Source organism: Rhodococcus sp. SJ-2 (genome assembly GCF_053750035.1).
On the sequence record NZ_CM132340.1, the window covers coordinates 1,674,470 to 1,688,356 of the forward strand.

Genomic DNA, 13,887 nt, shown 5'->3' on the forward strand with positions numbered 1-13,887 from the left:
TCAAGACGAGCGGAAGCTCAGCGCGCCCCTACAGCACTGCGCGCAATGGCGAGATTCCGCCGGACGAGCTCATCGGGGGTGAGCGCGCCATCCGGGCGATACCAATCGGCCACCCCGATGCACATCGTCGCCACCGCGCGTCCCGCATCCTTGGGAAACGGCGTCGTGAACTCCCCCGACTCGACTCCCGCTTCGATGATGTCGTCGATCATGCGCTGCTGCTCGTCGCGCAGCGCGACGTATGCCTCGCGACTCTCGGCCTCCATGCTGCGCATCTCCGTGGAAGCGACGAATGCTTGGTCGCGGCGGAACATGTGGAACCGCAGCAGCGACTCGACCACCGCGTCGAACCGCTCGGACGGCGTCGGTCCGGCCTCTGCGAGGGCACGACGACTGCGGTCGAGCAACTCGTTCATCACGGCCGTCGTCAGCGACACCAGGAGCGCCTGCTTCGACGGGTAATGGTGATAGAGACCGGGGACGGAGAGTTCCGCGCGCGCGGCGATCTCCCGGATGGAGGTGCCGTCGTAGCCTCGCTCGGCGAACGCGTCGAGTGCGGCAGCCAGAGGTTTCGGTAACGACACCGGGCCGTAATCTCGCCACGACCCGGTGTCGCCGGAGACCTGATCCTCACGCGTGTCCATGGACATCACGGTAAAGGACGGCCATCCCATACAGACTCAGTAGTCGTCGTCGCCGTAGACGATGACCCCGCGCAGGTTCTTGCCTGCGAGCATGTCGGCATAGCCCTCGTTGATGTCTTCGAGCTTGTAGGTCTTGGTGACGAGACCATCGAGTTCGAGTTGCCCGTTCCGGTACAACTCGAGCAGCTTCGGGATCTGCGAACGCGGCCCGACACCGCCGAAGATCGCGCCCTGCACCCGCTTCTGCAGCAGCGTGAGCTCGAACAGACTCATGGTGACCTCGGTATCCCGCGCGTCACCCATACCGACGACCACGACTTGGCCGCCCTTCGCGGTCACCGCGAGCGCAGGCGCGATCATGTCGCCGTGAATCTCACCGACGGTGATGATCGTGACGTCTGCCATTGCGCCCCAGGTGATCTCACCTATCACCGGCGCGGCCTCCTCGAGCGACGCGAAGGTGTGCGTCGCACCGAATTCCTTGGCCTTGTCCCGCTTGAATTCGACAGGATCGATCGCGATCACGAAGCGCGCACCGGCGTGGGCCGCGCCCTGCACAGAGTTGATACCGACGCCACCGACGCCGATCACGACCACCGCATCACCGACCTTGGTGCCGCCGATTGCCGTCGCCGATCCCCAGCCGGTCGCGACACCGCAACCGAGAAGCGCAGCCTTCTCGAGCGGGATATCCTTCTCGATCTTGATGACCGAGGCCTCGTTGACCGTGACATACGGGGCGAAAGTACCGAGCAGGCACATCTGGATGACCGGCTCGCCGTCCAGCGTCACCCGGTTGGTCTTGTCGGAAATCGCCTTTCCGGTGAGGAGTCCGGCGCCCTCGTCGCAGATGTTCTGCAGTCCCTTCGCGCACGAGCGACACCGTCCGCATGCCGGGATGAACGCGAGTACGACGTGGTCGCCCTCCGCCACCGAGGTCACGCCCGGACCGACCTTGGTGACGACGCCCGCACCCTCGTGACCACCGAGCGCAGGGAACGACGGGAGTGGTGACGCTCCGGTACGCAGATGTTCATCGGAGTGGCACAACCCGGACGCCGCGAGCTTGACCTGCACCTCACCCGCCACCGGGTCGCCGAGATCGATCTCCTCGATCTCCCACTGCTGGTTCACGCCCTTGACCACTGCCGCCTTGACCTTCACCGAAGCCTCCTATGCGATGGGAACCACGCGATCTACCGCAGAGTGAAACAGGTTTTCCGGCATTTCGGGAGAGAACTTCGGCCGCGCCTCTTCCCGCACCGAAAAGTAATAGCTACCCTACGTAACAGAAACAAGTGTCGAAGGGATCTACTCACCATGATCGAGGTCCGCCACAGCGCCGTCGCGAATGTTCCTGTCGACGTCGCGTTCGACTACGTCGACGACCATCGCACCGTCCCCGAGTGGATGTTCGGCGTCGTCCGATTCGAACCGGTCGGAGCACAGATCCAGGGCCTCGGCGCGATGTTCGACGCCACCATGCGGGTCGGCCCGAAGAACCTCGATTCCCGCGTCGAGATCGTCGAATGGGAACACAGCAAGGTCATCGTGTTGTCGTCGGTCTCGGGTTTCCGGACGTCATCGTCGTGGAAGTTCACCGAACTCGACGGCGGGCAAGCCCGCCTGGACGTCATCTTCGGCTACGAACTTCCCGGGGGCCTCGCCGGCCGCGCCCTCGGCAAACTCATCGAGCCGATCGTGGGCACGGCCGTACGACAGACCGAGCAGGCGCTGCGCACCCGTCTCACGCAACTCGCCTGACACCCCGCGAACAGGTTCACACCCCTGCGGTGAACCGTCCGCTCTGCTCCCCTGACAACAGACCCGGCGGAAGCGTCCGGCCGGTCAGGACCAGCAGGAGATGCTGAGCCGATCCGGTGACCGTAGAGCCAGCGCCGAACGACCAGTCGTGATCGTCGGCCTCCAATCGGACACCGGTCAGATCGGCGCCGAAGAAGTCGATGGCCTTGGGCTTCAGTGATCCGGTCATCATCTCGATGCGCTCGCTCGGCACCGTTCGGTCGATGCCGAGCGCGACGGTCATGTCGAGACCATGAATCACTTCGTGGAACAGTGTTGCCTCCGGCCCATCTCCGGGAGGATGCCACGGATGCTCGATGTTCATCCGCAGACTGTCGAGTAGTTCTGCGTCCGACAATGCACGAGTGTCGGCACGGGCACACGCGTCGGACGCGCGGTTGACGTCACCTCGCGCCTTCACCATCGCGAAAACGAGCTTCGGAATGCTGTAGCGAAACGCTGCGGTGGTGTGCGCGAGCACTTCTCGAATCCGCCACCCTTCACACAGCGACGCAGTGGCCCACTGCTGCTCGTCGAGTCGGTCGAGTACCTCGAGGAGGTCTCGCCGTTCCCCGGCAACATACGGATGTGCAGACTTCGGCATCGGCCGGTCCCTTCACTCGGAGTTTCTGCCAGTGCAGACCGGCCCGAGGTGAGGAACTCATCGCGCGATCAGAACACGATCAGAAGTTGCCTCGCGCAGCCTGCTCTCGCTCGATCGCCTCGAACAGTGCTTTGAAGTTCCCCTTACCGAATCCCAGCGACCCGTGGCGTTCGATGAGTTCGAAGAACACTGTCGGGCGGTCACCGATCGGCTTCGTGAAGATCTGGAGCAGATACCCGTCCTCGTCCCGATCGACGAGAATCCCGCGCTTCTGGAGTTCCTCGATCGGGACCCGCACCTCACCGATCCGCGCGCGCAGTTCGGGGTCCTCGTAGTACGCGTCGGGGGTCGCGAGGAATTCGACGCCTTCGGCCCGCAACCAATCCACTGTGGTGAGGATGTCGTTCGTGGCGAGTGCGAGATGCTGCGCGCCCGGGCCCTGATAGAAGTCGAGATACTCGTCGATCTGCGAACGCTTCTTGGCGATCGCCGGCTCGTTGAGCGGGAACTTGACGCGGTGGTTGCCGTTGCACACGACCTTGCTCATGAGCGCCGAATAATCGGTGGCGATGTCGTCTCCGACGAACTCCGCCATGTTCGTGAATCCCATGACCCGGTTGTAGAAATCGACCCACTCGTCCATCCGGCCCAGCTCGACATTGCCGACCACGTGATCGAGGGCCTGGAACAGCCGCTTCGGGGCACCGTCACGCTTGCGGAAGGTGGAGGTGCGCTCGACGTACCCGGGCAGGTACGGCCCGTTGTAGCGTGACCGGTCGACGAGGGTGTGGCGGGTGTCGCCGTACGTCGCGATCGCCGCGGTACGCACGGTGCCGTGCTCGTCGGCGATGTCTCGGGGCTCCTCGATGATCGTCGCGCCCTGCAGGCGGGCATGTTCGACGCACTTGTCGACGTCGGGCACCTGCAGCGCGATGTCGACGACACCGTCGCCGTGGCGTCGATGATGCTCGATCAGCGCGCTGTCCGGGTCGACCGCGCCCTTGACCACGAATCGCACAGCCCCGCTGCGCAATACGTATGCATGATGGTCACGGTTTCCGGTGTTCGGACCGGAATAGGCGACGAGTTCCATTCCGTAGACGGACTGGAAGTAGTGCGCGGTCTGGGTGGCATTACCGACCACCCACACCACCGCATCCCAGCCGCTCACGGGGAACGGGTCACTGTCGCTGTCGTATTCGACGAGCCCGACGAGTCGATGCAGCTCGTCGGCGTCGAGGTGAGCGAGCTTCTCGCTGTCGGTGAGGGTGTATTCGAGCGTCATGTCGTGAACCTCCTGCCGCCGTCTGCGGCACCGGTCGATGTGTCGTGTATCACCAGGAGAAACCCATCGAACGGGGTCGCGCAACGTCCCCTTTCCCAACTGGTCGTGTTGGCTCGAATCCACAGGAGAGTGGACGTACAGCTATACAATCGGCATAGAATTTGCGGCTCGATGGGAAGGACCCGCCATGCGCGAGCCCGTACAACTGGACGAGTTGGATTTTGCGCTGCTCGACGCGCTGCACGCCGATCCGAAGATCGGTGCACTCGAATTGTCACGTCGCCTGACGGTTGCGCGCGCGACGGTCTCTGCACGCCTCAAGCGACTGGAGGACACCGGCGTCATCGCCGGATACGAGCCCCGAATCAACCTGGCTGCAGCAGGATTCGAAGTTCAGGCCTTCGTGACGATGGAGATCGTTCAAGGCGCACTCGAGGCGGTCACCGAAGTACTGGAGGCGATTCCCGGAGTGCTCGAAGCATTCGCTACGACGGGAGCAGGCGACATTCTGTGCCGCATCGGTGCCGATTCACACATCGGGCTACAGCAGACTCTCATCGAATTGAACAGGTCGTCGATCGTCGCTCGGTCGACCAGCGTGATGGTGCTGTCCGAAGTGGTGCATTACCGCGCGATGCCACTGCTGCGAACACTCGAGCCCGAACGATCGGCGAAGGCGCCGGCATACCGTCGTTGACCTGATTCACCAGCAGGAATCGATACAACTGTGCGGATTGCACAGAAAATCCGGCCGGGGCAGCTCCGGACCTCCGCACCGTGCACAGTTGCCTGAGCCGCAGTTGCGGGCTGATTGTTACTGCCGTCACAGTTCTTCGCTATGAAGAACCTGCTGACGAAATTCGAAGACAAAGCCCCCGAAATCGTCTTCGAATGGCACGACACCGACACCACCGCCCGCGGCTGGGTCGTCATCAACTCACTGCGCGGCGGGGCGGCAGGCGGCGGCACCCGTATGCGGCGCGGACTGGATCGCCGCGAAGTCGAGTCGCTCGCGAAGACCATGGAGATCAAGTTCACCGTGTCGGGCCCGGCGATCGGTGGCGCGAAGTCCGGCATCGATTTCGACCCGTCGGATCCCCGCAAGGACGGCGTCCTGCGACGCTGGTTCGCCGCCGTCGCACCGCTGCTGCGCGCCTACTACGGCACCGGAGGGGACCTCAACGTCGACGAGATGGCCGAGGTCGTCCCGATCACCGAGGCCAACGGCCTCTGGCACCCCCAGGAAGGCGTTGTCACAGGGCATTTCGGCAACGACGAGCGCCATCGCATTCAGCGCGTCGGGCAGCTGCGGCTCGGCGTCGCGAAGGTTGTGGAGGATCCGCGATTCACACCGGCGCTCGACGCGAAATACACCGTGGCCGATCTGATCACCGGATGGGGTGTCGCCGAATCGGTGCGCCACCACCAGCGCCTGTATCCCGGTGATGATCTTGCGGGGAAGCGCGTCATCGTGCAGGGATGGGGCAACGTCGGTGCCGCTGCCGCCTATTATCTCGCGCAGGCCGGTGCCCGGATCGTGGGCATCATCGACCGCGACGGCGGAATCCTCGAGCCCGAAGGCTTGTCGTTCGACGAGATCCGCACCCTGTTGCTCACCCGCAACGGCAACGCCTTGAACAGCGACCGCATGCAGCCCTTTGCCGAGGTGAACGAGAAGATCTGGGATCTGGGCGCCGAAATCTTCCTCCCGTGCGCCGCAAGCCGTCTTGTCACCCGAGAGCAGGTCGACCGGATGGCCGCCGCAGGACTCGAGGTGATTGCGAGCGGCGCGAATGTTCCGTTCGCCGATGACGAGATCTTCTACGGCCCGACCTACGAGCACGCCGACAAATCGTTCTCCGTCATCCCGGATTTCATCGCCAACTGCGGTATGGCCCGCGCGTTCGCTCAGCTCATGGAAGGCGAGACAGAGGTGTCCGACGCAGCGATCTTCGGCGATGTGTCCGGCACGATCGAAGCCGCGCTGCGACGCTGCCACGATCGCTCGGCCGAGCACACCGGCCTCGCCGCGACCGCCTTCGAGATCGCGCTCGACCAGCTTGTTCCCGCCGGGGAGCGCATCGATGACTGACACTCTCGTCGTGGCGCCCACCACGACCGCCGAACCGGCCGGGCTGCATCGCGCGATGAAGCCGCGCCAGCTCGTGATGATGAGCCTCGGCGGCGCGATCGGTGCCGGACTGTTCGTCGGGTCCGGCGCGGGAATTGCGGTCGCGGGCCCGGCCATCTTGATCTCGTTCCTGGTTGCGGCAGTGCTCGTCGTGTTCATCATGCGGATGATGGGCGAGATGGCAGCCGCGAACCCGGCCAGCGGCGCGTTCTCCACCCATACCGAGGCCGCGCTCGGCCCGGTCGCCGGACGCACGATCGGGTGGCTGTACTGGGTGCAGGTGATCATCGTGATCGCCGCCGAAGCGACTGGTGCAGCAGCGATCACCGCGGTGGCGCTTCCCGGCATCCCGCAGTGGGCATCGGCCCTGTTCTACATGATCGTCCTCACGGGCGTGAACCTCGTGGGCGTGAAGCGTTTCGGTGAGGTCGAATTCTGGTTTGCCGCAATCAAGATCACCGCGATCGTCGCGTTCCTCGCGATCGGGATCGCCATGATCGCGGGTTGGGTACCCACGTTCGACACCACCGGGTTCGCGAACCTCACAGCACACGGCGGTTTCGCGCCCACCGGAATCGCCGGCATCGCCGCGGGACTGCTGATCGTCGTCTTCGCCTTCGGTGGCACCGAGATCATCGCGATCGCCGCCGCGGAAACATCCGATCCGCGACGCAATGTCGGCCGTGCGGTACGCACCCTGGTTTGGCGAATCCTCGTGTTCTACATCGGCTCCGTACTGGTGATGGTGACGATCCTGCCGTGGACGTCGGAAGACCTCGCCACAGGACCGTTCGTCGCGGTGCTGCAGGCCGGTGCCGTGCCGGGTGCAGCCGCGGTGATGACCGTGATCGTGGTGGTGGCACTGCTGTCGTCACTCAACGCAATGCTCTTCAGCGCGTCGCGGATGATCTTCTCGCTGTCGCACCGAGGTTCGGCGCACCCCGCATTCGGACGCACCTCGAAGAACGGGGTGCCCCGCAACGCGGTGCTCGCGTCGGTCGCGTTCGGGTTCGTCACCGTCGGACTGAACTACGCCTACCCCGACAAGGTTCTCCCGCTACTGCTCAACGCGGTCGGTTCCACGATCCTGGTGCTGTGGACGTTCGTTGCGGTGTCGCACATGGTGTTGCGACGTCGCGCTCGACGCAACGGCACCGAAGATGCTCTGCCGCTGAAGATGTGGGGCTTTCCATACCTGTCGTACGCGACGCTCGGCCTGCTCGCCGGCATCGTGGTGCTGGCGCTTTTCGACAGCGCCGCCCGCACCCAGTTGCTCGCGACCGGCGCCCTCACGGCTGCCATTGCCGGTGCGTGCACGGTTCTCCACCGTCGCAGCACCAAGGCCATGAGTCTCCGATAGCCGGCAGGTCTGCCCCCTTGAAGACACCTTCGGAAGGGGAGACCATGAAGCTCCCGAGTTAGGACATTACTAGCCGGTAGGAAGTCCCCCAGCTCCGCTACCTGCGCGTTCGCGATGTCGCGACGGTGGATTGGGACACTAACGAGATTGGTTCGGGCGGTCGTATCGCCTGCGGTCGTGACGATGCGGACGGAGTTGAGACGGCCATTGTTGCCGTGTCGACACGTCCTTGGCTTCGGATCTCACCACGCTCGACGAAGTGGGATCGAAATTCGACATCAACGCTGGGCGACCGACGGTCCTTAACGGTTTGACATCCCATTATCCTTGGTGCGGTGGAAAAGTCATCGATGCCTAGGGCGTCGACACGGTCACAAGCAGTCGTTCCGCACGGCGAGGGTCGAGCTACGGGCACGGCCATCGTTCCATCGAACTGGCGAAGCACACCTCCTGACGATCGTGTTCATGGGATTCGTGGTCGCCCCCTGCGTTCAGTGCGAGAGATCGACCTCCCGACGAGGGGCTCGCGACGATGGGTTGGCCGGCGGCCGCGCTGAACAGGAGATTCTCAGCAGGATGGGGTTCGAAACAGGACACTAAGCAAAAATGTCCTAACTCAGGTCCGATAGCCGGCAGGTCTGCCCCCTTGAAGACACCTTCGGAAGGGGAGACCATGAAGCTCACAGCGACCACATTCGTCGGTCGGCGGAGTGGCACAGGCGCCCGGTGGCCCCGAGGAAGACCTCAGTGGAGGCTTCGCTCGGGGCAGCCGGGTCGTCCCATTCAGTCGACCAGACCGAGTTTTCCGACGAGATCAGGTATCCGTGTCGCCAAGGTAGTGAAGATGAGACGATCGTTGACCTTGTCGTAGTGATGAGCAATGAGGTTCCGCATCCGGCCGATCGCCACCCACTCGATATCGGGGTGTGCTGCTTTGTATGCGTCCGGCAGTTTCTCGACGACGGTGGCCACCTGAATCAGGATATGCCGACCGTTGTTGCGGAGAACTCTCCCCGGCGCACTGTCCTCCAGATACGCATCCAATCCGAGGCCGACGGTATAGGCGGCATCAGCTGCGATTTCCGAGAGATCCTCCAGTCGGCGGCACACACGTGCGTTGCGCCCTGATTCGGGTTCATTCACAGCGCAACAGATTCCGCTCGCGCACTTCCGATGACCTTCCCGGCGCTCCTGCCGTCGATGACCTCCACACGCACCGTCAGCAGGTCTTCGAGATCGCCCTGAAGCGCCAGCAGATCAACAATGTCATGCCCATCGGTGAAGTCCACGATCAGGTCCAGGTCGGACGACGGTTCGTCGTCGCCCCGAGCCACTGACCCGAATATCTGTGGCTCGGGTAGATTCGCCCGCGCGAAGAGCTTCTTCACCTCGTCACGCCGCATCTCCAACGCTACTGACGGTCGCAGGACAAGCGCGTCCATCAACGCCGTCCGTGCCGCTTCGGACGGCACGCGCCGCCCGGTCTCGAACGCGGCGATCAATGGCTGTTTGACGCCGGAACGAGTCGCAAGATCACGCTGGGTAAGACCCAGAATGCCCCTGCGAGCTCGTAGGAAGTCGCTGAATGTTGCGGTCACGAATTCCATGATAACAATATTTGTTATCGTCAGATTCCGTCCGTCCGCGGAGCATTTCCGGCTCCGGTTATATGCCGAAGGGAGCTGCGTAGCGGACCGTGCCGCTGGGCAGCGGTTCGGCGCTGAGGCTCAACGCCATCAATGCCTCGTCCGGGACATCGATACTGAGCCGGATGCCGTATTCGGAAGCGCGGGTGAACCCGAACCGCGGGTAGTAGTTCGGATGTCCGAGAACGATCACGAAATTCTCACCCGCCTGCTCCGCGGCCTCGAGAGCAGCACGGATCGCAGCGGCACCCGCCCCGGTGTTCTGGTGTTCGGGCAGGACCGCGCACGGCCCCAGGCACAGTGCCTGGGTATCGTCGACGTGACAGCGAGTCAGCAGCGCGTACCCGACGGGCTTGCCGTCGGGTCCCGCACTGACGATGGACAGGCCGTCTATCCAGGCAGGATCGGCGCGTAGGGCGTCGACAAGGTCAGCTTCCTCTGCGGTATCGAATGCTGCGAGGTTGATCTCGCGGATTGCAGGGATCTCGGCGTCGGTCTCGGCGCGAGAAATCCAGTCGGTATGAGTGCTCAAAGCGTTCGTCTCCGTTCGAGATGGTAAGTGGCACAGCGATAGCGTCACGGTCGGGGTTATCGCTGGCGGTCGCGGAATCGATAGGTCGCGCGAAGGTCGCGCGTGATCTGCTTCTGGATTTTGCTTCTCTTGCTCGCCGCACGAGCGGCGTTGCCTCGGGTGGCGGCCCGCTCGCTTTCGCGTAACAACTTGCGGTATCGATCGAGTCGGCCTACATCCAACCTGCCGTCGACTATGGCTTCCTGCACGGCGCAGCCGGGTTCACTGCGATGTTGGCAATCACGGAAAGCGCAGTCGTGCGCGTAGGCCTCGATCTCGGAGAACACCCGCTCGACCCCGCCTGCGGCATCGTGCAATCCGATACCTCGCAGACCCGGGGTATCGATGAGCACTCCGCCGCCCCGCAACGGCAGCAACTCGCGGTGCACGGTGGTGTGCCGGCCCTTGCCGTCGCCGGCCCGCACTTCGCCGGTGCCCATCTGCTCACTTCCGAGGAGCGCGTTGGCGAGGGTGGATTTCCCTGCTCCTGACGGGCCGAGGAGGACCGTGGTCCCGGTCAGCACCTCCGACAGGACGTCCAGACCAGCACCTGTGGTGGAACTGGTGGAGACGATGTCCACGCCGGGAGCCAAGGCAGTGACGCCGGCCCGCGCTGCTCCCGGGTCGTCGGCGACATCGGCTTTCGTGAGAACGATGACGGGCTTGGCGCCGCTGTCCCAGGCCAGCGCGAGGAGGCGTTCGATCCGGCCCTCATTGGGCGGTGCCGCGAGCGATACCGCGATGACGACGGAATCGACATTCGCTGCCAGAACCTGCTGGTGGGATGTGCGATCCGATGATGCCCTGGTGATTGCGCTGCGCCGTGGCAGCAGTGCCACCAGTTCCGGTTCCGGACCTGGGCGCAGCGCTGCCCAGTCGCCCGTGCATACGGACAGGACGGGGTCGAGGGAGGCGACCGCAACGCTGGCTGCGCGGACAGGACCCGATGCGGTCAAGGTGTCGCAGCGCCCGCGGTCGACCCGCACGACGCGAGCCGGAACCAGACCAGCGGCCGCATATTCAGCGAACAGCGCTTCGAACGAGTCGTCCCAGCCGAGTGCGGACAGCGGAGACGGGGACGAGGAAGGTCGAGATGAATACATGGTGAGACCCTTGGGTGAGGGGCCCCGCTCGAGCACCGAAACCATCGAGGCTACAAGCCGATACGGTTCGCGCCGCTATCGACGATGGGAATCGATCAGACCGGAGCCCAGGAAGTAAGGATGATCCGGGCGCTGCACAGCGCAGCGGTCTTCGCCGCAATCATCAACTCACCTCCCGATCTCTAGAACCACGTCGAACTCGGACGCACGACTTTAACACCCGACGGCAGCGTCCCACCAGCCATTTACCGGCCCCCGGCCTTCATCCGCGACAGAGACCACCGGAGGACGTCAGAATCCGGTAGCCGAGTTCGTGCAGACGACGGTGCTCCGGCCAATGATCGCGGGCCCATACAGGTTCGGTGTGAGCGGCCGTGATGGCTGCGGCGGTGGAGGCGTGCAGGTCGAACTCGAGGTCGCGACGCAGCTCGGGAAGGTCCTCGCCGTCGGTCGCGATTGTCATTTCCGAGATGCGGTCACGGATCCGCGCATCCGCGAATGTGAGGTGCCTGCGATGCGCGCGCGGCAGCACACACCACATGACAACCACCGCCACAGTCACCCCGACCACCGTTTCGAGGAATCGGTCCTGAGCAACCGTTGCCAGATCGCCCGGCGTTCCGAGTACACCGAGGATCATCGCGAGCGGGGTGATGAACACCATCGCCAGTCCGTAGTTGCGCACCAGGAAGTTCTCCGTCCCGGCCATCGCCAAAGCCAGGACGGCCACGAGCGCAGCGCCGTGCAGATCGAACCACACCAGTCCGGCGAGCAATGAGAGACCGAGCACCGTGCCGACGAACCGGTGAACTGCCCGGTACGTGCCGAGGATCCGGTCCGGTCCCTGGTGCAGGATCATCGCAGCCGTGATGACCGCCCAATCCGACCTGCCGACTCCCAGCGCGACGGCGATCGCCCCGGCCGCCGGGCATGCGACAAGCAGCCGCACCACAATGGTCGTCGACCGTGCTCGAAGGTGCGCCGCACGAGCAAGCCGGTAACGCACCGAGGGCCTGCGCAGCGGGATCTGCGGCCTGAGGTGGTCCGCAGGGGTGGCTTCATCGTGGTGGCCCGCATGGAGAACTGCGGTACAGCGCAGATGGGCGGCATACAACTCTTGTGTCAGCGGATGGTCCGGGAAGGTCTCCGCATCGGCGTTTCCCGCCGATTCGGCGAGCCCCGCATCGTGCAGGCATTGCCACGCGGCGTGCAGATCGTGGACCGCGGTGCGGCGACGCATCGCCGAGTTCTCCGCCATCACGGCGTCGACAGCGGCAACCGCGGCAGCGACCGCGATACGTTCCGGGGTGCGCGGCCGGACCAGCACGCCGGACATCCCGACTACGAGCGCCGTGCCCGCGCCGATCGCAGTCCACGTGACGACCGACGCGACGGACACACCTGAGGCAGGCAGGAAGGATGCGATTTCCAGGGTGAACAGCAGCAGGAACGCTCCGGGCGCGCCGAGACGCAGCGCATCGACGACGAATGCGCATACCGCCACCACTACCGTCATCGCGAGTACCACCGCCATCGTGCACCACGCGGATCCCCCCGCGCTCACGACACGATGGACCTCCGACCCGATGGCTGCGCCGACCCCTGCCAACGCGACGAGAACCAGCCCGACGATCGCGATGACTCGCCACCGTTTCCGGTAGGGCCTTCCTTCGCCGTAGACGACGGCAAATGCGCCGAGGGTGGCGACTGCCGCAACCGAACCCAACCCCATCGCGACACCGATGAACCCCGGTAATGCAACCGTCAGTGCGGCACGTGCCGCACCCGGCCAGCGCCGCCCGTGAGGCGGCACTGCCAGCATCGCCGTCCGCAGCGAGCCCGGAGCGGGGATGGGGAGATCAGTGGCCACCGCCTGCTGACCATCCGCTCCGTTCGCCACAACTGTTCAGAGTAGGAAGCGGACGAGGCCATCCCCGAATCCAGGAAAGCGCATGAGGCGCATCTCACGCCATCGGACCCGGAATCCGCGGTCAGGCGGAGCCTGCCGCCGAGCGCCCCTGCAGGGCGGACTCGACCAGGTTGCTCTTGTGCAGTGACGCGCCGGACTCCACCGCCTTGGCCCAGTCCCCGGTCGTCGCCACGGCAGCGAAGTTCGATTGCAGCAAGACCATCAGTGCGCTGTGGAGAGACTCGGCCGACACGCTTCCGGCCTCATTGGCCAGATGAATCGCGCCGGTGGCATCGGAGAGGATCTCGGCGGCGAAGCCCAATCCTTCGGCTTCGACAGCGGTGGCGAGATCGCAATTGTTCGTCATGTATCCGACGATCGTGATCGTGTCGATGTCGCGTGCGCGCAACCATTCCGCCACGTCGGTTCCGGCGAATACGCTTCCGTAATCCTTGTGCACCCGCTTCGTCGCCGTGCCTGCACGCTGTTCGATCTCCGGATGAAGGGCCCAGCCCTTCGAACCTTCGACGAATACGGGGGCACCCTCGGGCATTCGGTGCTGCACGACGATCACGGGCACACCACCCGCGGACGCGGCATCCATCGCGCTGAGGATGTTGGCCAACGATTCGTCACGTGGCGGGTACTGGATTTCGAGCGGGCCGTCGAAGTATTCCTGCTGGACGTCGACGACGACGAGTGCACGGCGGGGTGTGGTCACGATGGGCTCCTCGGGTTGTGTGGTGCGCTCCGGATGTGCGCCTGCCCATCGATTGTTCGATAGGTCTACGCTGTCCACGAGTGGCACATATGCCGACTTCCGATGAGTTC

The 13,887-nt window shown here is 64.3% G+C and carries 14 protein-coding genes; 4 read left to right on the plus strand and 10 right to left on the minus strand.

Annotated features, from left to right (window positions below; translation table 11 throughout):
• Window positions 1-17: 17 nt before the first annotated feature.
• Window positions 18-644, minus strand: coding sequence for a TetR family transcriptional regulator (locus tag ACSYG9_RS07700; RefSeq protein ID WP_440126612.1), 627 nt, complete (start codon window positions 642-644; stop codon window positions 18-20).
• Between the two features lie 36 nt (window positions 645-680).
• On the minus strand, window positions 681-1,808 hold the full coding sequence (locus ACSYG9_RS07705) for an NDMA-dependent alcohol dehydrogenase (RefSeq protein WP_454841933.1): 1,128 nt from the start codon (window positions 1,806-1,808) through the stop codon (window positions 681-683).
• 156 nt (window positions 1,809-1,964) lie between these two features.
• Here ACSYG9_RS07705 and ACSYG9_RS07710 point away from each other — a divergent pair, with 156 nt between their 5' ends.
• Window positions 1,965-2,408 carry an SRPBCC family protein gene (locus ACSYG9_RS07710; RefSeq protein WP_440126614.1) on the plus strand — a complete coding sequence of 148 codons (444 nt, stop codon included), beginning with the start codon at window positions 1,965-1,967 and terminating at the stop codon, window positions 2,406-2,408.
• Window positions 2,409-2,424: 16 nt separating this feature from the next.
• Here the strand turns inward: ACSYG9_RS07710 and ACSYG9_RS07715 are convergent, their stop codons facing one another.
• Window positions 2,425-3,051 carry a maleylpyruvate isomerase family mycothiol-dependent enzyme gene (locus ACSYG9_RS07715; protein WP_440126615.1) on the minus strand — a complete coding sequence of 209 codons (627 nt, stop codon included), beginning with the start codon at window positions 3,049-3,051 and terminating at the stop codon, window positions 2,425-2,427.
• A 79-nt stretch (window positions 3,052-3,130) separates the two neighbouring features.
• Window positions 3,131-4,336, minus strand: coding sequence for a 4-hydroxyphenylpyruvate dioxygenase (gene hppD / locus ACSYG9_RS07720; protein ID WP_454841935.1), 1,206 nt, complete (start codon window positions 4,334-4,336; stop codon window positions 3,131-3,133).
• 187 nt (window positions 4,337-4,523) lie between these two features.
• On the opposite strand from hppD, the gene ACSYG9_RS07725 reads away from it, so the two are divergent.
• From ACSYG9_RS07725 to ACSYG9_RS07735, 3 genes are all read left to right on the plus strand, one after another.
• The gene (locus ACSYG9_RS07725; RefSeq protein WP_440126617.1) at window positions 4,524-5,033 is read left to right on the plus strand and encodes a winged helix-turn-helix transcriptional regulator; all 510 of its coding nucleotides are present in this window, start codon (window positions 4,524-4,526) and stop codon (window positions 5,031-5,033) included.
• 141 nt (window positions 5,034-5,174) lie between these two features.
• A complete protein-coding gene (locus tag ACSYG9_RS07730) occupies window positions 5,175-6,428 on the plus strand; it encodes a Glu/Leu/Phe/Val dehydrogenase dimerization domain-containing protein (RefSeq protein WP_454841936.1) in 1,254 nt (417 codons plus the stop codon).
• Window positions 6,421-7,827, plus strand: a complete 1,407-nt coding sequence (locus ACSYG9_RS07735; protein ID WP_454841938.1) for an amino acid permease — start codon at window positions 6,421-6,423, stop codon at window positions 7,825-7,827. Before ACSYG9_RS07730 ends, ACSYG9_RS07735 begins: the two co-directional genes overlap by 8 nt.
• Window positions 7,828-8,610: 783 nt before the next feature.
• Here the strand turns inward: ACSYG9_RS07735 and ACSYG9_RS07740 are convergent.
• The 6 genes from ACSYG9_RS07740 to ACSYG9_RS07765 form a co-directional block, all read right to left on the minus strand.
• Complete coding sequence (locus ACSYG9_RS07740; RefSeq protein WP_440126620.1) at window positions 8,611-8,970, minus strand: HepT-like ribonuclease domain-containing protein; 360 nt, start codon at window positions 8,968-8,970, stop codon at window positions 8,611-8,613.
• Window positions 8,967-9,425, minus strand: coding sequence for a helix-turn-helix domain-containing protein (locus ACSYG9_RS07745; RefSeq protein ID WP_440126621.1), 459 nt, complete (start codon window positions 9,423-9,425; stop codon window positions 8,967-8,969). The genes ACSYG9_RS07740 and ACSYG9_RS07745 overlap by 4 nt, the downstream gene beginning before the upstream one ends.
• A gap of 67 nt (window positions 9,426-9,492) precedes the next feature.
• Window positions 9,493-10,005, minus strand: coding sequence for a GNAT family N-acetyltransferase (locus tag ACSYG9_RS07750; protein WP_440126622.1), 513 nt, complete (start codon window positions 10,003-10,005; stop codon window positions 9,493-9,495).
• Between the two features lie 56 nt (window positions 10,006-10,061).
• Complete coding sequence (gene rsgA / locus ACSYG9_RS07755; RefSeq protein WP_454841941.1) at window positions 10,062-11,147, minus strand: ribosome small subunit-dependent GTPase A; 1,086 nt, start codon at window positions 11,145-11,147, stop codon at window positions 10,062-10,064.
• Between the two features lie 262 nt (window positions 11,148-11,409).
• Window positions 11,410-12,969, minus strand: a complete 1,560-nt coding sequence (locus ACSYG9_RS07760; protein WP_440127589.1) for an FUSC family protein — start codon at window positions 12,967-12,969, stop codon at window positions 11,410-11,412.
• A gap of 169 nt (window positions 12,970-13,138) precedes the next feature.
• Window positions 13,139-13,777: an isochorismatase family protein gene (locus ACSYG9_RS07765; protein ID WP_440126624.1), complete on the minus strand. Its 639-nt coding sequence runs from the start codon at window positions 13,775-13,777 to the stop codon at window positions 13,139-13,141.
• Between the last annotated feature and the right edge of the window lie 110 nt (window positions 13,778-13,887).